Raw genomic sequence first — 16,819 nt, forward strand, 5'->3', positions numbered from 1 at the left:
CTTCGGTCCGCCGTCAGATCCCGAGCACGCCGGTGTCGAGCAGGCCGACCGGCAGCTGGATGGCCAGGAGGTCGACGAACAGCTCGTACAGCGCGATCGGCACCGCGAACGCGGCCACGAGCGGGAGCACACCGCGCCGGCGCTCGATGCCGAAGAAGAGGGCCAGGAGCAGGAGCACGGCGGTGACCACAAACCCGAACAACGGCATCACCGCCGCGGCCGCGGCGAAGGAAAGCCAGACCAGCGCCGGTTTCGGGATCCTTCGCAGCCCCGTCGGAGGTGGGCCGTCGTCCTCGGCGACGGCGGCCTTCGCGGCTTTCTCCACCTGGCTCACCGCCCCGCCGACGGCTCGCACCTCCACTTGCTGCGGGCGGGTGCCCTGCACGGCGAGGACACCGCCCAGCACCATGAGCGCGGCGGACAACGTCACCGGGAAGAACCCCGGGCCGAGTCCGCCGTCGGGCCCGAAGAAACCCATGCCGAGCGCCGGGATCAAGGCACCGACACCGACTATCGAGACGACAACACCGGAGACAACTTCGACTCTGCGCACTTCAGTCCTCCATTGGACAGAAATGATGTCTGCAAGACGCACAGACTAGGAGCCGGTCTCCGGGCGGTCAAGACCACTGCGGCGGCGCGCGGACGACGCCGGCGGGGCACGAGGATCAGTCCGACACCTCGCGGAACTCGTCGCGGACTTCCCGCAGCGCCCGCACGATATGGGTCTCGATCCGGGGGTTGAGCCTGCTCACCGGCACCGCCACGGCGATGGCAGCCACGGCGTGCCCGGCCTTGTTGAGCAGCGCGATCGCGACAGACCCGACACCTTCTTCACTCTCTTCGGAGTTGGTGGCGTATCCGCGGGCCCGCACCTCGTCCAGAGAGGCGTCGAGCGCGCGCATCGAGCGCAGCGATTGGCCGGTCTGCGCGGCGAGGTTGCCGTCCGGGTAGAGCGCGTGCACCTCGTCTTCGGACAACGCCGCGAGCAGCGCCTTGCCGGCCGACGTGCAGTGCGCGGGCAGCGCTTTCCCGGTGCGCGCGGCGACGCGCAGGGCCCGGTCGCACTCGACCGAGTCGAGGAACCTCGCCTGGTTGCCCTCGAGCGCGACCAGGTGGATGGTCTCCTCGAACTCTTCGGACAGCCGCACGAGGAAGGGCCGCACCTCGGCGCGCACGTCCATGTTCTGCACCACGGCGAGGCCGATCTCGACGAGCGTCGGACCCGGCCGGTACGTGCGGCTTCCCTTGTCCTGGCGCACGAAACCGTGGTGCACGAGCATCGCGAGCAGCCGGTGCGCGGTGGAGTGCGCGACCCCGAGGTAGGCGCACGCCTCCGTGAGCCGCACGGACTTGCGCTCCCGGAAGAGCAGCAGCAGTCGCAGGGCGTTGTCCACCGACGAGATCGGGTAGCTCGGCGCGGAAGCCGCCTCATCTTTCTCCATAGCAGACATCATAAGGATGTTCTTCTACTAACGCGACATGTTCCCTTGACCCGTGCCGCGGACCCGCCTAATGTCCTCAACTGTCCGCTCTATGGACAGAGTTTCTTACATGAGGACATGGAGGACCGATGAGGATCCGGCACATGGGCATCGTGACCAAGGACCTGGAGAAGACGGCGACCTTCTACGAGAAGGTCTTCGGCTTCAAGCGCCTCGGTGACGTGCGGACACCCGGACACTACCCGGGCAAGGCACTCGACCTGTCCGACGGCGAGGTGAACTACTCGCTGCTCTGCCCGGACGAGCGCGTCGAAACGGCACCGTGGGCGCAGGGCACCCTCGGCCCCAACCACATCGGTGTCGAGATCGCCGACACCGCTGCCGTGGTCGACTCCCTCAAGGACTTCGGCATCGAAATCTACGGCGAGGACAAGGAGCAGTGGCCCCCGCGGTTCTTCAAGTTCCTCGACCCGGACGGCGTCGAGATCGACGTGGCGACGCCCGACCGTAGCTGGAAGTTCTGACCGGATCAGCAGGAGAGGCCGACGACGCGATCGGGGGATCGATGACGGCGACCGGACGCGCACGGCGTCGGTCCTCCGATCGGCGCTGGCCGGCGGTGTTCTTCGCCTTCGCGAGGATCGGGGCGACGTCGTTCGGCGGCGGCAGCGCGACCATCGCCGCCATGCGGCGCACGAGCCTGCGGCGGGGCTGGCTCACCGAGGACGAGTTCCTCGACACCGTGGTGCCGAGCAGGCTGACACCCGGCATCACGATCCTCGCGCAGGTGCTGCTCATCGGCCGCGCCGTGGCGGGGCTCGCCGGCATGGCGGCGGCAATGCTCGGGCTGATGGCGCCGTCGATCACCATCACGATCGCGCTCGCGTGGTGCTACACCCGCGTGGCGGACCTGCCCGGCGCGGCCGGTCCGCTCGCGGCTGTGGCGGCGGTCGCCGCCGGGTTCGCGATCGCCCTGGCGCTGCAACTGGTCCGCGACGTCCTGCGCCGCGGCCGGCTGCTGCGCGGTTTCCTCTGCTACGGCGCGTTCCTGGTGCTCGCGCTGCTGATCGACAACCCGCTGGTGCTGATGGGCATCGCGGTGCTGGCCGCGCTCGTGGCACCCCAGGTGTTCACGACCGGCCACAGTGGACCGGACGGCGACGGGGAGGGCGCGCACGGCGATGCGGATTGACCAGCTCTTCGTCGCCGTGTTCCTGGCGAGCCTGCTCGGCTTCGGCGGGCTCGGCTCCCTGCCGGTGCTGCGGGGCCAGCTGACCGCGGCCGGCGTCGCACCCGACGCGCTGATCCTGCAGTCGCTCGCGGTGGGCAACATCAGCCCCGGCCCCAACGGGCTCTACCTCGTGGTGATCGGGTACTTCACCCACGGCACGGTGGGCGCACTGGTGGCATTCGCGGCGGTGCTGCTACCGCCGATGCTCGTGCTCGTGCTGGAGCGCGTGCGCAGCCGCCTGGTCCACAACAGACGGTTCCACGCCGTGCTGCAATCGCTCAGCCTCATGGTCATCGCGCTGCTCACGGTGTCCAGCGGCTCTCTCGCCGCCCACGCGACCACCGGCTGGCTGACGGGCGCCCTGGTCGCCGCGGGCACCGTGCTCCTGCTCGCGCGCGTGCCATCATTGGTGGGGGTGCTTCTCGCGGTGGGGCTGGGTTTCTTCCTCACGTGACGGCGGTTCAGCGCCCCGGACCACCCCGGCCACGCCCGCCACCGTCATCGCCACCGCGGCCACCGCCGTGATCGTCGCCGGGTTCCGAGGCACGGGTCGTGGTGTTCTCGCCGCGATGCCCTTCGCCCGCGCCAGGATTGTCGCCGGCGTGCGGGTTGTCGTCCGACGGCGGGGTCGACACCGCCGTGACGAGCGGAGGCGGCGGGATCCACAACGGGGCCGGCGCGTTCGCCGTGCTGCCCGGGTCCACGAGCGACCACACGGCCGTGCCGCCCCACACGATCCCGGCCGCGGCGCCGGCCGCCACCACGGCTCCGGCGAGCGCGCCGAGCGCCTGCCGCCCCCGCCGGGGCGCGCGTGGGCCGGCGTCGGCGCGGGTCTCGAACACCACGGGCCGGGTGTCGGCGGCGGGATCGGTCACCGCCTCATCCTCGCGATCACCCGAGTGCGGCGCCATTGTCCGGTGGTCCTAGTACCGGTCGGCGTGCCGCTGTGCCCACAGCGCCGCCTGCGTCCGGTCGGTGACGCCGAGCCGCTGGTAGACGTTGGTCAGGTGCGCCTTCACGGTCCGCTCGGTGATCCCGAGGCGGCGCGCGATGGACTTGTTCGGCAGCCCTTCGCCGACCATGCGCAGCACCTCGCGCTCGCGGTCGGTCAGCTTCGCCGCGGGCTGCGCGGCCCGCCGATCGCTCAGCAGGACCCGCGCCGCCTTCGGGTCCAGTGGCGAGCCGCCGGCCACGATCTCGCGGATGCCGGCCAGGATCGCCTCCGGCTCGCTGTGCTTGAGCAGGTAGCCCTGGACACCGGCGCGCAGTGCGTCGAGGATCCGCGCCTGGTCGGAGAACGATGTGAGCACCAGGACGTGCGTCTCGGGGTTGGCCTCGACGATCCGCGCCGTGGCCGCGACCCCGTCGGTGCCGGGCATCGACAGGTCCATCAGCACCACGTCCGGACCCAGCTCCGCCGCTAGCGCCACGGCCTCCTCGCCGTCGCCCGCGGCGCCGACCAGCTGCAGGTCGCCCGCGGTGCTCAACAGCTGGGTGAGGCCGGTCCGCACGATGGCGTGGTCGTCGGCTATCAGCACTCGGATCATGACAGCGGCACCTCCGCCTCCACGCGCGTGCCCCGGCCGGGCGCGGCGCGCACCGACAGCCTGCCACCGGCCTCGGCCAGCAGGTCGCCGACAGCCCGCAGCCCGAAGTGCCCGTCGCGCGCCTGCTCGGTGAGCCGGTCGCCGTCGAAGCCGCGGCCGTCGTCGTCGATCACCAGGGTGGCAGCGGACTCCGCCCTGGTCACGCGCACGAGCACCGCCTGGGCCTCGCTGTGGGCCACGACGTTGCGCAGCACCTCCTGCGCGGTGCGGAACAGCAGCGCCGACGCGGCCGGGGCAGGCCGTCGGCGTCGTCCGCGTCGAGGTCCACCGCCACGCCCGTGCGTTCCAGGCCGCCCGCCGGCTCGGCCAGAGCCGGCCAGAGGCCCTCCTCGGCGAGGTTCGGCGGGTAGATGTCCACGAGCAGCGAGCGCAGCGCGCCGACGCTCGTGCGCAGCCTCCCCGCGGCGTCGGCGATGACTTCGGCGCGGCGGGTCTCGTCCGGGTTACCGAGCCTGGCGGCGTCGAGGCTGAACGTGAGCCCGGACAGGTCCTGCACGATCCCGTCGTGCAGGTCGCGCGCGATCCGGCGGCGCTCGGCGTCGGAGGCGTCCACGGCGTGCTGCAGCAGGCGTTCCCGCTCCCGCAGCGAGCGCCGCACGCGCCGCGCCAGCGACCACGCGAACGGCACCTGCACGACCTCCAGCACCACCAGCGCGCCCAGGGAAGGCGGCGCGAATCGCGCCCACGCGGCCTGCCCGGCCTGCGTCACGGCGTCGTAGCGGTAGTAGGCCTCCAGCAGCAGCGGGCGCCCGTCGGCCGCGCGGATCCCGACGTAGACCTCCAGCAGCTTCCCGAACGACGTCTCGAGCCGGTTCTCCGGCCGCGTCAGGTCGCTGACCTCGGACACGCTCCCCTGCACCCGCAGCGCCTCGGCCTCCTGGCCGCTGAGCGGGTAGCGCTCGCCCATGAGCGCGGACGCGTCGGAGTAGAGGATCGTGCCGTCCGCGGCCCAGACCTTCACGCGCACCAGCGAACCCTGCAGCACGTAGCGCCGGATCGCCGCGTCGAACGCGGTCAGCGCGGCCGGGTCGCGGTTCACCACCGCCGCGTCGAGCCGCGGTTCGACCACGCCGCGGGCCGTGACGGACGTGGTCTGCACCGCCGACTGCGTGGCCTGCGCCGTGCCCGCTTCGCGCGCGAGGTAGGCGATGAGACCGGCCAGCGCCGCGAGCACGACCACCCCGGCGATCGTGAACCGGGCCAGCAGCCCGGCCGTGGACGGGCTCCGCACCCGCGACATGCGAGCACGGTATCGGCCCGGGCGCCCGGCCCGGGCGCCCGGTTCGGACCTGTCCGACCGGACTACGACCTCCGGGCCACGCGGGCGGGAAACCGGCTCCCCGGCCGGAGCACTCCGACGGTCACCCTGCGTGACATTTCGCCGGATCCACTCGGCGTAGCCGGAGCTAGGCCGTTTCGTGGCCCAGTCGTTGCTCCGCGTGAAGCGCCACGCGGCGCCGTCGGCCGGGGCCTGTGAGGGCGATCACCGCAGCGTACGGGCCGGATGTGGGCGGTGTGCCCCGGTTTCCACCTGGTCGGCGGCGTCTCTAAATGAGACTCCCGCCCTGCGGGGACAGGCGTATACCGAGCGATGTGCCACCGCGACGACCAGGCACACGACCAGGCACATTCCGGATGCCCGACCAGGGAGCCCGCTCATGACCACCCTCGATGCCAGTGCCGAAAGTGTCCCCCGAGTACCTGCCCAGCACACCGCGGAGGCCGCTCCCGAAGCGCCCCCGGCCGCCGACCCGATGATGATCGGTCTGCCCAGTTTCGTCGTCGGATCCGTCGCGCTGGGGCTCGTCCTCATCGGCTACGTGCCCGCGACCGCCGTCGGCGCGTCACTCGCCGTCATCATCGCCGCGACCGGCCTCGGCCTGGTCATCGCGGCGATCTGGGCCGCCGCCGTGGGCCAGAGCGCGGTGGCGGGCGTGTTCGCCATCTTCTCCGGGTTCTGGCTGAGCTACGCGCTGCTCGTGCTCGGCCTGACCCACAACTGGTTCGGGATCGACGCGACAGCAGCCGTCGCCACCCAGGGGTTGTTCCTCATCTCCTGGCTCGTCATCGTCGGCATGCTGACACTCGCCACCCTGCGGTTGCCGGTGGCGTACACCCTGCTGTTCGCCCTCATCGAGGTCGCGCTCGTGCTCGTGCTGGTCGGCACGCTGCAGGGCTCGGCCGGCATCCTGCAGGTCGGCGGGTACGTCGTGCTCGTGTTCGCCGCCGTCGGTGTGTACCTGTTCTTCAGCTCGGCCTCGACGGCCACGGGCGGGTCCGCGCTCCCGCTCGGCCCGCCGATCATGCACTGAGCGAACTGCGTCACACGTGCCCCGGAGTCCGCGACTCCGGGGCACTTTCCTGCGACGATCGCGGTCTCGTCCAGGGGACACCAAGACGTGACAGGAGGACCATGCCCGACGGATTCCGCGACATCCCGACCACGACCCTCGCCGACCTGCTGAGCCGCGACCAGGTGATGGACATCGGCGTGCGCCCGCTATGGGGCCCGGTGCCGCGCGTCGCCGGCCCGGCCTACACCGTCCAGTGCCCGGCGGGCGACAACCTGATGCTGCACGCGGCCATTCACCGCGCCCCAGCGGGCTCGATCGTCGTGGTGGAGTCCGGCGACCTGGACTACGCGCTGGCGGGCGGCAACGTCTGCGCCGTGGCGCAGCGCAACGGGATCGCGGCGTTCGTGCTCGACGGCGTGATCCGCGACCTCGCCGAGGTGCGCGAACTGGGGTTCCCCGTGTTCGCGCGCGGCCTGATCCCGATCCCCGGCACGAAGGCGGCTGTCGCGCCGCTGGGTCAGCCCGTGAGCTGCGGCGGGGTCACCGTGCACGCGGGTGACATCGTCACCGCCGACGAGGAGGGCGTCGTGGTCACGCCGGCCGCCGACGCGGAGCGGATCCTCCTGGCCGCGCAGGCGCGCCTGGCCAAGGAGGAGGCGCAGACACTCGACGAGTGGGACGCCGACCACGAGGCCCGGATCGACGCGATCCTCAAGGAGCGCGGGTTCGCAGACTGAGGGTCCCGCGCCGCGACCGTCGTGAATGGACGGTCGCGGCGCGGGTTTCTTCGCCCGGGTCGGGTGTTTACGGGTACGACTTCAGCATCGCCAGCCCGGTGACGGCGTCCGACGGGCCACCGGTGTCGTTGACGACGTGGGCGATCGTGCCCTGGCCGCCGCCGAGCGAGAACGTGATCATGCTGTGGAACCGCACGCCCGGTCGGTGCGGCGCGGAGATGGCGCGGTCGGACACGATCGTGCGGTCACGGGAGAAGATGCAGTAGCTGCCCAGGCCCCACGCTTCGTGCGTGCGGACGTTGTCGCCCACCGCGTAGGCGGGGAAGCCGCGGTGGGTCCCGTCCATCCACGCGGCTTGGTTCGGCGGATCGTAGGGCATCTCGTTCTGGAAGAAGTAGGTGCGGCCGCCCTCGCCGTTCCACTGCACCTGGGCCTTCTGGTGGTGCTCGACGAACAGGCCGTAGGCGATCACACCCGAGCCGTTCACGACCAGGCCGACGTCGGAGGTGTTGGCGTCCCAGCCGACGCCCGCGCCGTGGTCGGCCCGCCACAGCCACATGTTGTCGATGAGCACGTCGTCGCTGTTGACGACCACGCACCGCTTGGCCTTGCCCACGCCGGCACCGCCGACGCGCACGAACACGTCGTGCATCGAGCTCGGGTTGCGCGCGTGGCCGCGGCGCGACCCGTCGGGCCCGAAGCGAATCAGCGGGTCGGACGCGACCGGTCCCGCGTCCACGAGCAGGCCGGCGACGCGTACGCCGTCCACGTCGGCGACGTCGAGCGCGGTGACTCCGTTGTCCGGGATCAGCGTGGCGTAGCCGAGACCGAGCACGACGGTGTCGGCGCGCGTGACGGTGAGCGGCTGGTCGACGTGGTAGATGCCCGGCGTGAGCAGCAGGTGCTTGCCCTGCGCGAGGGCGGCGTTGAGGTCGGCGGCGGACTCCGTCGGCTTGGCGATGTGGAACGCGTCGATGGGCAGCGAGGTGCCCTCGGGCTTGCGCGCCTCCCAGCTGGTGGCCTCCGCGTCGGTGCGGACGGCGGGCACGAACACCTGGTAGGCACCGGCGCCGTCCACGTACAGGAACGGTTTCTCGCAGATCATCGGCGTGCGCTCGACGGACGTGTACGGCGGCGTCGGGAACGAGGTCGCCGGCGCGCCTGGCGAGCCGACGAACACGAAGTTCCAGTTCGAGCCCACCCACGAGCCGACCACCGAGTTGCGCGTCAGCCACTGCTGCTGGGTGCCGGAATTGACCTGGCCGGTGAGCTGGCAGTCGGCGATGAACCCGCCGCTGGAGTAGCCGCCGTCGGACAGCTTGAGGTCGCCGAGCAGATAGATGCGGCGGTAGTAGGTGGCCTGCGAGACGGCCCAGGTGTCGACGCCGCTCTTCGGGACGGCGTTGAGGTTCTCGGCGCCGCGCCAGAAGTTCACGAGCGTGCCGTTGCCGTGCGCGTCGCCCTCCACGCCGAGCGAGCCCGTGATGCTGGCGCCGCTGGGCTGCAGGCCGAGGCCGGCGACCTGGGTGTAGTAGCCGAGCTTGACGTCGACGGAGTAGGCGCCGGGTTTGAACAGCAGCGCGTAGCGGCCCTCGCCGAACTGGCTGCCGCGCTGCTGGGCGTAGATGGCGTCGAGGGTGGCCTGGATGTTCGCGGTGCTCGAGTCGAAGACGTGGACGTTGGGGCCGAAGTCGGGCTGGCCGGCGGTGTGGGTGGCCGGGGGCGGGGCTTGGTTCGGGGTTTTCGTCACTTTCGCGGTTTCCGTCGCGGGTGCTGCCGCGGCGGGGCTCGCCAGGGTGAGCGCGGAGGTCGCCGCGAGGGCGGCGCCGGCGCCCAGCGCGAGGAAGCTTCTTCTCGCGAGGGTCTGGTCGGGGTGTTCGGACTGTGCTGGCAACGGGGAGACCGTCCTTTCGACACGACACGACACGTGGCGGCGTGTGCGGGCCGAGGAATCCGTGCGCCACCGACATTTCCGAGCCGGGCTCACCGGTGTCAAGGCGCCTGTCGGTGACCGGGACAGCCGAAAGTCCGGAACGCCCCTGCCGTGGCGGTACCGGGCAAAGCCGACAGGTTGCGGAAACGGCTAGGGTCGGGGGTGGGGACCGCGACGACAGGAGTGCCACATGACTACGAACCAGCCCGGCGACCAGGAGCCATTGGACGCCGAGATTGTCGAGAGCCCGGCGGCCCCTGGCGTGCCGGCGGCGGACCTGCCCGAGCCCGACTACAGCGAGGGCGGCGTACCGTCGTTCGACTTCGTCCGCGACCGCATCGAGAACCGCTACAACACGTCGGTGGGCGCGCAGGAGCTCGCGGGCATCGGCGGGCCGGAGACGATCGAGTCGCTCGACAAGAAGATCGCCGACCGCGACAAGGCCGCGAAGGACAAGCTCGCCGAGATCCGCCGGTCGATGGGCAAGCAGTAACGTCCCTTGTGGACGGTCAGCCCAGCAGGTCCAGCACGGCGTCGGCCGCGGCTTTCGCGCCGCCGGCGGCTGTGATCTCCTTGGCCAGCCAGGCCAGCCGGTCGTGCACGACGGGGTCGCCGGCGACGCGCAGCACCGTCTCACGCACGAGCTCCGGGGTTAGGGCCTCGGAGTCGAGCACCTCGCCGAGGCCGAGTTCCCGGACGCGGCGGGCGTTGAGGGCCTGTTCGGGCACCTGGGGCAGCGTCACCAGCGGCACGGCCCGCGAGAGCGCCTCCATGATCGAGTTCATGCCGGCGTGGGAGACGAACGCCCTCGCGTGGCCCAGCACCGCCTGCTGCGGCACCGACGGCAGCGCCTCGACGTTCGGCGGCAGCTCGCCCAGCAGCGCCGGATCCGTGCGGCCGAGCGACATCACCACGTGCCACTCCGTGTCGGCGAACGCCTGCGCGCACGCGCGGAACACGTCCGGCCGGTCGGTGAACGCCGTACCCAGCGACACGAGCAGCACCGGCTTTCCAGCCGGCGGCTCCACCTCGTCCGCGCGCACCGTCGGGCCCACGAACCGGTAGGTCTCGTCGAAGGTCTCCGCCGCGATCTGGAACGCGGCCGGCACGAACACCAGCGTCAACGGCACCGGCGGGGCCGCCATCGGCACCAGCGGCGCGGACAGACCCTGCTGCTGCGAGAACTCGTGCAGGCGCGTCGCGAACCGGACCAACGCCTCGTTGTCCGGCCGGAAGTCGGGCGGCAGCAGCTCCGCCAGCGGCAGGTGCTCGTTCACGGCCATGCTCGCCACCAACGCGACCGCCGGCACGCCCAGCCGGTGCGAAACTGCGGCCGCGACAGGCGCCACGGTCGCGTCGAAGCACACGACGTCGGCGTCTCGGACTTTCTCCACGAGCGCATCGATCCCGGGCGCCGCCGCCTCCAGTAGCCCGTCCAGCAGGTTCACGAAGCTCGTGGTGCTGAACGTCTCCCGCGACAACGCGGTGGGATCCAGCGTCCACGGCAACCGCACCGCCTCCGCCCCGGCCCCCTCAATGGCCCCCACGTGCGCCGGCCCACTCGCGAACGTCACCCGATGCCCGCGCTCCACCAGCTCCGCCACGAGCGGCAACGCCGGGTTGACATGCCCCGCCGCCGGCGCGGCGACGAAGAACAGGTGCTTGCCCACAGGTGGTTTCCCCTCGCAGTCCGGACAAGATCACCGTAGCCGCGCCTGGGGGCGTTTAGACGGGACGCTTCCCGTTCGCCCACTGCGGACCACCCGCATCGACACCCTCCCGCCGGCCCGGCGCGACCGGACCACTCGCGGCGCCTGGCCCGCGCGGACCGCCCACTCACACACCGCCGGACCCGCGACGGGACCGCTCGCGCCACAGCAGCAGTGCGAGCGGACCACTCGCGCCCCAACCCGCACCCGCCGAGACCCGGACGGAAGAACCCGCCGAAAACCACCCCACCCACCAGGCCCCGGCGTGATTTGATCGACCCCATGCCTACCTCCGTGCGCGTCCCCGGTCTGGTTCTCACCGAGCACGAGTTCGACGTCCCGTTGGATCACGGCAGGCCCGAGGGCGAGCGGATCACCGTGTTCGCGCGGGAGGTCGCGGAGCCGGGTGGCGGGGAGGAGCGGCCGTTCCTCGTCTTCCTGCAGGGTGGGCCCGGGCACGAGGCGCCGCGGCCCGCGGGTCGGGCCGCGGGGTGGCTGGGGCGGGCCCTGCGGGACTACCGGGTGCTGCTGCTGGACCAGCGGGGCACCGGCAACTCCACCCCCGTGGGCACGTTGCCCGGGCGCACGCCCGCCGAGCAAGCGGAGTACCTGGCGCACTTCCGCGCCGACTCGATCGTGCGGGACGCGGAGCTGATCCGGCAGCGGCTGGGCGTGGAGCGGTGGAGCGTGCTGGGCCAGTCGTTCGGCGGGTTCACCTCGCTCGCCTACCTCTCGCAAGCGCCGGAGGGCCTGCGGGAAGCGTTCTTCACCGGGGGCCTGCCACCCGTCGAGCGGCACCCCGACGAGGTGTACAAGGCGACGTACGCGACGCTGCTGGAGCGCAACCGCCGCTACACCGGCGCTACCCCGGAGACCGCGAGCGCGTGCGGAAGCTGCACACGCGCCTCGACGCAGGTGAGCTCGCGCTGCCCGACGGCACGCCGATCACGTCCCGGCTGTTCCGCCAGCTCGGCCACGTCCTCGGGTCGAGCGAGGGCGCCGAGACGCTGCACTACCTGCTGGAGCGCGACCCCGACTCCCCGGCCTTCGCGCACGACGTCGCGGCGACGCTGCCGTTCTCGGCGCGCAACCCGCTCTACGCGGTGATCCACGAGGCCTGCTACGCCGACGGCCACACCACCCGCTGGTCGGCCCAGCGCACGCGCCCGGCGGAGTACGACGACGACGCCACGCTCTTCACCGGCGAGCACGTCTTCCCCTCGGTGTTCACCGACCTGCCCGGCCTCGCCCCGCTGCGCGAAGCCGCCGAGCTGCTCGCGGAGCGCGAGTGGCCGCGCCTCTACGACGCCGACGTGCTGCGAAGCTGCGAAGTGCCGTGCGCCGCCGCGATCTACGCCGAGGACGCGTATGTGGACCGCCGGTTCTCCGAAGAGACCGCAGGGCTGATCCCGACGATGCGCCCGTGGGTCACGAACGAGTACGAGCACAACGGCCTGCGCGCGGCGGGCGAGCACGTGCTCGGCCGGCTGATCGACCTCGTCCGCGGCCGCGCCTGAAGATCGAAAAGAAGTGCCGGATAGCCCACTGGAATGGTGGGCGTGTTACGATCGGTTTCGTTATCACGCCCACCAGCTTCGTTATCAGGTCGTTTCCTGAGGGCCACACCGGATCAATTCAATCGGCCCGGAAACGCGGAACGTTACAGAATTCGAGCGTGGTTTTCCCCACCCGGGAATCATTTCCCTTCGACGCTTTTCTGCGGCAGAATCCCGCCATTGCCCAACGTCGGGCACTGTCGCAGCAGGGAGTCATCGTGAAGAAACCGCTGGGCCGTCTCGCAGGTGCCGTGCTCGCCGGCGCCGCCCTCACGCTCGCGTCCGCGCCGGCCGCCTTCGCACAGGACGACCCCACCGCGCCGGTCGAGACCACGGTGACGTCCGAGTCGACGGACTCGCCGGCACCGACCACATCGGACTCCAGCACCGCCGAGACCCCGACCAGCGACTCGAGCACCCCGACGTCCGCCACTCCGCCGAGCACGACCGACGACATCGAGACGCCTGCCGACCCCGAGGTGCAGACCACCGAAGGCCGCCACGCCCCGGCCGCCGCGAAGCCCCGCGCCGCTGAAGACGCCAAAGACTCCGACGACGGCCAGAACGCCGACGAGACCACCGAAACCACCGCCCCCACCGACCCGTACACCGACAACGCCGGCCACGGCTTCGTCGGCCTCGGCGGTGAAGGTGTGCTGGTCATCGCCTGCGCGTCCGGCGCGCCCGGGAACGTCGCCACCGTCGGCCTCACCGTGACCGCAGGACCGGACCAGGACGGCGCCGACGGCCGCTACTGGAACTACGACGTGCGCGTGATCGACGGGTTCACCGGCACCACCGCGCCGTTCAGCTGGACCTGCGACGGTCAGGAGGGGCACGGCGACGTGACCTTCGAGCAGGTCGCACCGCCCACTTCGGACACCAGCGAAACCCCGGCCACCAGCGACACCCCGACCGGCAGCACCACCTCCCCGACCACTTCGGCGTCCACTTCGGACACTCCGAAGGCCACCCCCGGCCCCGTCGTCACCCGCCCGGCGGTCCAGGTCCGCTACGCGCCCCAGGGCGGCGTCGAGACCGGCTTCGGCGGCACCGCGCGGTTCTGGTTCTGAGCCGATGAAGCGCATCGAACTCGTGGCGACAGCAGCCACCGTGCTGGCCGTCACCGCGGTGCTGGCCGGCTGCAGTTCTTCTCCCACCCCGGCGCCGGCCGCCGCGGCGAAGCCGGTCCCGAGCAGCGTCGCCGTCACCCAACCGTTCAAGGGCCTGCGCCCGACCTCCGTCAGCATCCCGAAGATCGGGGCGCAGTCCAGCCTGGTCTCCGTCGCGGTGAACCTCGAGGGCAAGATCTCCGTGCCCTCGGTGAAAACGCCGATGCAGGCCGCGTGGTACCGCCTCTCCCCCGTCCCCGGCGAGGTCGGTCCGGCCATCGTCCTCGGCCACGTGGACGGCGACAAGAAGCCCGGCATCTTCTACAAGCTCAAGGATCTCGTCCCCGGCGACGAGGTGGACATCGACCGCAGCGACGGCAAGAAGCTGAAGTTCACCGTCGACCACCTCACCCAGGTCCCCAAGGACCAGTTTCCCCAGGACGCGGTCTACGGCAACAGCACCAAACCCGAACTGCGCCTGATCACCTGCGGCGGTGTGTTCGACCACGCCGAGCACAGCTATGAGGACAACATCGTGGTGTACGCCAACCTCGCCACGTAACTCAGACGAGCGCGTGGACCACCGCGTACCCGAGCGTGGCCGCCCCCAGTCCGGCGGCCACGCTCAGCACCGAATTGGCGACCGCCGTGCCGTACGCCCGCCGCTCGAGCAGGCGCACGGTCTCGTAGCCGAAAGTGCTGTACGTCGTCAGCGCCCCGCAGAACCCCGTGCCCACCAGAATCGAGACGGTGCCGGGCAACGCCGACCCGGCGCCGGCGAGCGAGCCCAGCACCAAGGATCCCACCAGGTTGACCGTGAACGTGCCCCACGGAAACCCGCCGTGGTGGCGTGCCTGCATGAAGCGATCGGTGACGTACCGCAGCGGCGCCCCGACCACCGCGCCCAGGAACACGAGCAGTACCGTCACGACTCGACCGTCCTTTCCGGACGGATGAACAGTCTTCGCGCGAGCGCCATGCCGGCGACGACCGCGAGCAGCGCCGCCACGAGCGTGCCCGCGAGGTAGCCGAACGCGAGCCCGACCGTGCCCGGCCGCAGCAGCCCGTGGATCTCGACGACGTAGGTCGAGAACGTGGTGTAGCCGCCCAGGATCCCGACCCCGGCGAACGGCCGCACCAGCCGGTGCGCGGTCCACGCCTCAGTGACCGCGACCATGAGCACGCCGATGAGGAAGCAGCCCGAGACGTTGATCAGGAACGTCGCCAGCGGGAAGTGCCCGGGTGCGGTGGGCAGCAGTTCCGCGAGGCCGTACCGCGCGAGCGCGCCGAGGCCGCCGCCGAGGGCGACCGCGGCGAGGACTGGCGCGTTCTCCCGCACGGCCGTGCGGCGCCACAGCGGCGTCCGTTGGGAAGACCCAGGTGATTCGGGCACAGCGTCTCCTACTCCACGTGGGCATGCTAACGCCCTCGGTTCGAGTAGGGACTGTTGGCAGCGAGTGCTGCGGTTGTCCGGAAGGCCCGGAGCGGCGAGCCCCACCGCCGCGCGAGCAGCTTAGCGGACCAGATCCGCCGGCGTGCGCAGGGCCGTCAACGCGGGCGCGAACATGGTGGACTTGATCGCCCCGAGCGTGCCGCGGTCCTTGCCCGCCAGCGGAGCGACGACCTCGGTCGCAGTGCTGACCAGCGCGGCCTCGTCGGCCGTCGCGTCGACCAGGCCCAGCTCCCGGGCCTGCGGGCCGCCGAAACGGCGCCCGGTGGTCATCGACGCGACCGCCGTGGCCGGCGTGAGCTTGGCCTGGATGAGCGCGGCCATGCCGGGTGTGAACGGGATGTTGATGTCGGCCTCGGGGAAGCAGAAGAACCCGCGGTCGGTGCGCATCACGCGGAAGTCGTGGGCCATCGCCAGCATCGCGCCGGCCCCGAACGCGTGCCCGTTCACCGCCGCGACGGTCGGCACCGGCAGCGCGAGCACGCGGGCGAGCAGCTCGTGGACGTCGGTGACGTACTTGCCGGCTTCGTCACCGTGGGTGGTCAGCCACTCGAGGTCGAGGCCGTTGGAGTAGAACTTGCCGCTGCCCGTGGTCACGAGCGCGGCGGGCGCGGAGCCGGCCGTGACGGTGTCGAGGTGGGTGTTCACCTCCTCCAGCCACGCGGGTGAAAACCGGTTCTCGTCGGCGCCGAAGTCGAGGACGCGGACGGCATCGTGGCTAGTCAGTGCGGGCATCGCGAGAGTCCTTTTCAGCCGGTGGTTGCGGTACGGGACGAACGCCGCTTCGGCGGCGGGAGAGCGAGCACCGCGCGGACGGCGGCGGCGAGCCGACGGCGGCTGTCCTCGCCGACGCGGCCTTCGGCCAGCTCACGGCGGTAGATCGCGCTCGGCAGGTCGACGACACACGTGGTGATCACCTCGACGGCCACGCCGTCGCCGCGCTGCCACAGCTCGCGCGCGAGGCGCACGAGCAGGCGCACCAGGCGTTTGTCCAGCGCGTGCAGCGCGTCGGCGACCTCGTCGGGCAGCTGCGGGCCGAGCACGCGGTCGGGTGAGACGGTGATCATCAGGCGCGCGGCGTCGGGGCGCCGCGCAGCCACGACGGCCGGCGCGTCGGCCGCGGCGACCACGGCCGAGACCGGGCCGGCCTCGGCCAGCGCGGCGTCGACCAGGCCCTCCTGCACGTCGACGAAGTGGGTCGCGGCCCGCAGCCAAGCGCGCCCGACGAGCGCGGGCAGCGAGCCGAAGCTGTGGTAGATCACGCTGTTGGGCACGCCGGCGGCGAGCGCGAGCCCGCGCGCGGTGACCTCTTCCGGACCGCGCTCGGCGACGAGCCGCTCGGCGACGTCGAGCAGCCGTTCGGGGTCGTGGATCCGCGGCCTGGGCACGAACCCGAGAGTAAAGGAACACGCGCTCCACAACAACGGTGTTGTGGAGCACACGTTCCTCTACTCGGCGACGAACACGCAGTCGTGCCCGTCGCGGATGGTCACGTCGGGGTCGTCGAGCCACTGCCCGCCCGTCGCGAGGTAGCGGAAGCGCAGCTTCACACCAGGCCGCACCTCGACGGCGGCCGAGCGCGTGCCGTTGGACCGCTTGCGCATCTCGTGGCACCCGGGCTGCCAGTCGTTGAAGTCGCCGACCACGCTGACGGGCCCCGGCGGGGTGTCGAGCGGGAGGACGAACGTCACCTTCCGCACCCCGCCGCCACCTCGGCTGGTCTTGATCACGAGCGCTTCCCTTCG

General features: G+C 71.6%; 23 protein-coding genes. 10 read left to right on the forward strand and 13 right to left on the reverse strand.

The genetic code is table 11. The annotated features are described in order from the left end of the window. Positions 1–13 precede the first annotated feature (13 nt). Together AB0H62_RS17785 and AB0H62_RS17790 are read right to left on the reverse strand one after the other, a co-directional pair. Positions 14–553: a tripartite tricarboxylate transporter TctB family protein gene (locus AB0H62_RS17785; protein WP_220241778.1), complete on the reverse strand. Its 540-nt coding sequence runs from the start codon at positions 551–553 to the stop codon at positions 14–16. Positions 554–668: 115 nt separating this feature from the next. Then, a complete protein-coding gene (locus AB0H62_RS17790; protein WP_220241779.1) occupies positions 669–1,445 on the reverse strand; it encodes an IclR family transcriptional regulator in 777 nt (258 codons plus the stop codon). Positions 1,446–1,573: 128 nt separating this feature from the next. On the opposite strand from AB0H62_RS17790, the gene AB0H62_RS17795 reads away from it, so the two are divergent. The 3 genes from AB0H62_RS17795 to AB0H62_RS17805 are packed head-to-tail and all read left to right on the forward strand — an operon-like array spanning position 1,574 to position 3,130. After that, positions 1,574–1,969 carry a VOC family protein gene (locus tag AB0H62_RS17795; protein WP_220241780.1) on the forward strand — a complete coding sequence of 132 codons (396 nt, stop codon included), beginning with the start codon at positions 1,574–1,576 and terminating at the stop codon, positions 1,967–1,969. A gap of 41 nt (positions 1,970–2,010) precedes the next feature. Further along, positions 2,011–2,637: a chromate transporter gene (locus tag AB0H62_RS17800; RefSeq protein WP_360586917.1), complete on the forward strand. Its 627-nt coding sequence runs from the start codon at positions 2,011–2,013 to the stop codon at positions 2,635–2,637. After that, a complete protein-coding gene (locus AB0H62_RS17805; protein ID WP_220241782.1) occupies positions 2,627–3,130 on the forward strand; it encodes a chromate transporter in 504 nt (167 codons plus the stop codon). Before AB0H62_RS17800 ends, AB0H62_RS17805 begins: the two co-directional genes overlap by 11 nt. A gap of 7 nt (positions 3,131–3,137) precedes the next feature. On the opposite strand, the gene AB0H62_RS17810 is transcribed toward AB0H62_RS17805, so the two are convergent. Genes AB0H62_RS17810 through AB0H62_RS17825 form a run of 4 tightly spaced genes read right to left on the reverse strand, consistent with a single transcriptional unit; the run spans position 3,138 to position 5,523 of the window. Further along, positions 3,138–3,551, reverse strand: a complete 414-nt coding sequence (locus tag AB0H62_RS17810; RefSeq protein ID WP_360586919.1) for a hypothetical protein — start codon at positions 3,549–3,551, stop codon at positions 3,138–3,140. A 48-nt stretch (positions 3,552–3,599) separates the two neighbouring features. After that, a complete protein-coding gene (locus AB0H62_RS17815) occupies positions 3,600–4,223 on the reverse strand; it encodes a response regulator transcription factor (protein ID WP_360586921.1) in 624 nt (207 codons plus the stop codon). Further along, a complete protein-coding gene (locus AB0H62_RS17820; protein WP_360586923.1) occupies positions 4,220–4,462 on the reverse strand; it encodes an ATP-binding protein in 243 nt (80 codons plus the stop codon). The genes AB0H62_RS17815 and AB0H62_RS17820 overlap by 4 nt, the downstream gene beginning before the upstream one ends. Beyond that, positions 4,423–5,523 carry a histidine kinase gene (locus tag AB0H62_RS17825; RefSeq protein WP_220241786.1) on the reverse strand — a complete coding sequence of 367 codons (1,101 nt, stop codon included), beginning with the start codon at positions 5,521–5,523 and terminating at the stop codon, positions 4,423–4,425. The genes AB0H62_RS17820 and AB0H62_RS17825 overlap by 40 nt, the downstream gene beginning before the upstream one ends. Before the next feature lie 418 nt (positions 5,524–5,941). Here AB0H62_RS17825 and AB0H62_RS17830 point away from each other — a divergent pair, with 418 nt between their 5' ends. Beyond that, positions 5,942–6,595 carry a GPR1/FUN34/YaaH family transporter gene (locus AB0H62_RS17830; RefSeq protein WP_220241787.1) on the forward strand — a complete coding sequence of 218 codons (654 nt, stop codon included), beginning with the start codon at positions 5,942–5,944 and terminating at the stop codon, positions 6,593–6,595. Between the two features lie 101 nt (positions 6,596–6,696). Further along, complete coding sequence (locus AB0H62_RS17835) at positions 6,697–7,314, forward strand: RraA family protein (protein ID WP_220241788.1); 618 nt, start codon at positions 6,697–6,699, stop codon at positions 7,312–7,314. Between the two features lie 67 nt (positions 7,315–7,381). On the opposite strand, the gene AB0H62_RS17840 is transcribed toward AB0H62_RS17835, so the two are convergent. Continuing rightward, positions 7,382–9,208: a coagulation factor 5/8 type domain-containing protein gene (locus tag AB0H62_RS17840; RefSeq protein ID WP_360586926.1), complete on the reverse strand. Its 1,827-nt coding sequence runs from the start codon at positions 9,206–9,208 to the stop codon at positions 7,382–7,384. Positions 9,209–9,437: 229 nt separating this feature from the next. Here AB0H62_RS17840 and AB0H62_RS17845 point away from each other — a divergent pair, with 229 nt between their 5' ends. Beyond that, positions 9,438–9,740: a hypothetical protein gene (locus AB0H62_RS17845; protein WP_220241789.1), complete on the forward strand. Its 303-nt coding sequence runs from the start codon at positions 9,438–9,440 to the stop codon at positions 9,738–9,740. Between the two features lie 16 nt (positions 9,741–9,756). Here AB0H62_RS17845 and AB0H62_RS17850 read toward each other — a convergent pair whose 3' ends face one another. Continuing rightward, positions 9,757–10,917, reverse strand: coding sequence for a macrolide family glycosyltransferase (locus AB0H62_RS17850; protein ID WP_220241790.1), 1,161 nt, complete (start codon positions 10,915–10,917; stop codon positions 9,757–9,759). A gap of 321 nt (positions 10,918–11,238) precedes the next feature. Here AB0H62_RS17850 and AB0H62_RS17855 point away from each other — a divergent pair, with 321 nt between their 5' ends. The 4 genes from AB0H62_RS17855 (at position 11,239) to AB0H62_RS17870 (ending at position 14,186) form a co-directional block, all read left to right on the forward strand. Continuing rightward, positions 11,239–12,063 (forward strand): alpha/beta fold hydrolase, encoded by an 825-nt coding sequence (locus AB0H62_RS17855; protein WP_360586929.1) that lies wholly within the window; start codon positions 11,239–11,241, stop codon positions 12,061–12,063. After that, entirely contained in the window at positions 12,060–12,473 is a 414-nt protein-coding gene (locus AB0H62_RS17860; protein WP_360586930.1) for a hypothetical protein, read from the forward strand. The genes AB0H62_RS17855 and AB0H62_RS17860 overlap by 4 nt, the downstream gene beginning before the upstream one ends. A gap of 257 nt (positions 12,474–12,730) precedes the next feature. Next, complete coding sequence (locus tag AB0H62_RS17865) at positions 12,731–13,585, forward strand: hypothetical protein (protein ID WP_360586932.1); 855 nt, start codon at positions 12,731–12,733, stop codon at positions 13,583–13,585. A gap of 4 nt (positions 13,586–13,589) precedes the next feature. Then, entirely contained in the window at positions 13,590–14,186 is a 597-nt protein-coding gene (locus AB0H62_RS17870) for a class F sortase (protein WP_220241792.1), read from the forward strand. A 1-nt stretch (position 14,187) separates the two neighbouring features. On the opposite strand, the gene crcB (AB0H62_RS17875) is transcribed toward AB0H62_RS17870, so the two are convergent. The 5 genes from crcB (AB0H62_RS17875) to AB0H62_RS17895 all read right to left on the reverse strand — a co-directional run bounded on the left by crcB (AB0H62_RS17875) (position 14,188) and on the right by AB0H62_RS17895 (position 16,804). Next, positions 14,188–14,553 (reverse strand): fluoride efflux transporter CrcB, encoded by a 366-nt coding sequence (gene crcB / locus AB0H62_RS17875; protein ID WP_360586934.1) that lies wholly within the window; start codon positions 14,551–14,553, stop codon positions 14,188–14,190. Next, a complete protein-coding gene (gene crcB / locus AB0H62_RS17880) occupies positions 14,550–15,017 on the reverse strand; it encodes a fluoride efflux transporter CrcB (protein ID WP_360586936.1) in 468 nt (155 codons plus the stop codon). Before crcB (AB0H62_RS17880) ends, crcB (AB0H62_RS17875) begins: the two co-directional genes overlap by 4 nt. A 120-nt stretch (positions 15,018–15,137) precedes the next feature. Then, positions 15,138–15,809 (reverse strand): enoyl-CoA hydratase/isomerase family protein, encoded by a 672-nt coding sequence (locus AB0H62_RS17885; RefSeq protein ID WP_360586938.1) that lies wholly within the window; start codon positions 15,807–15,809, stop codon positions 15,138–15,140. Positions 15,810–15,823: 14 nt separating this feature from the next. After that, entirely contained in the window at positions 15,824–16,462 is a 639-nt protein-coding gene (locus AB0H62_RS17890; protein WP_220241795.1) for a TetR/AcrR family transcriptional regulator, read from the reverse strand. Positions 16,463–16,522: 60 nt separating this feature from the next. Next, positions 16,523–16,804, reverse strand: coding sequence for an isoamylase early set domain-containing protein (locus AB0H62_RS17895; RefSeq protein WP_220241796.1), 282 nt, complete (start codon positions 16,802–16,804; stop codon positions 16,523–16,525). Positions 16,805–16,819: the final 15 nt, after the last annotated feature.

The sequence above is a fragment of the Amycolatopsis sp. NPDC050768 genome, from assembly GCF_040654155.1.
Lineage (GTDB): Bacteria > Actinomycetota > Actinomycetes > Mycobacteriales > Pseudonocardiaceae > Amycolatopsis.

Bases quoted from the DNA above. Each gene is read 5' to 3' on its own strand.
- AB0H62_RS17790 (WP_220241779.1), bottom strand. From the start codon at position 1,445: ATGGAGAAAGATGAGGCGGCTTCCGCGCCGAGCTACCCGATCTCGTCG.
- AB0H62_RS17795 (WP_220241780.1), top strand. From the start codon at position 1,574: ATGAGGATCCGGCACATGGGCATCGTGACCAAGGACCTGGAGAAGACG.
- AB0H62_RS17800 (WP_360586917.1), top strand. From the start codon at position 2,011: ATGACGGCGACCGGACGCGCACGGCGTCGGTCCTCCGATCGGCGCTGG.
- AB0H62_RS17805 (WP_220241782.1), top strand. From the start codon at position 2,627: ATGCGGATTGACCAGCTCTTCGTCGCCGTGTTCCTGGCGAGCCTGCTC.
- AB0H62_RS17815 (WP_360586921.1), bottom strand. From the start codon at position 4,223: ATGATCCGAGTGCTGATAGCCGACGACCACGCCATCGTGCGGACCGGC.
- AB0H62_RS17825 (WP_220241786.1), bottom strand. From the start codon at position 5,523: ATGTCGCGGGTGCGGAGCCCGTCCACGGCCGGGCTGCTGGCCCGGTTC.
- AB0H62_RS17830 (WP_220241787.1), top strand. From the start codon at position 5,942: ATGACCACCCTCGATGCCAGTGCCGAAAGTGTCCCCCGAGTACCTGCC.
- AB0H62_RS17835 (WP_220241788.1), top strand. From the start codon at position 6,697: ATGCCCGACGGATTCCGCGACATCCCGACCACGACCCTCGCCGACCTG.
- AB0H62_RS17845 (WP_220241789.1), top strand. From the start codon at position 9,438: ATGACTACGAACCAGCCCGGCGACCAGGAGCCATTGGACGCCGAGATT.
- AB0H62_RS17855 (WP_360586929.1), top strand. From the start codon at position 11,239: ATGCCTACCTCCGTGCGCGTCCCCGGTCTGGTTCTCACCGAGCACGAG.
- AB0H62_RS17870 (WP_220241792.1), top strand. From the start codon at position 13,590: ATGAAGCGCATCGAACTCGTGGCGACAGCAGCCACCGTGCTGGCCGTC.
- AB0H62_RS17885 (WP_360586938.1), bottom strand. From the start codon at position 15,809: ATGCCCGCACTGACTAGCCACGATGCCGTCCGCGTCCTCGACTTCGGC.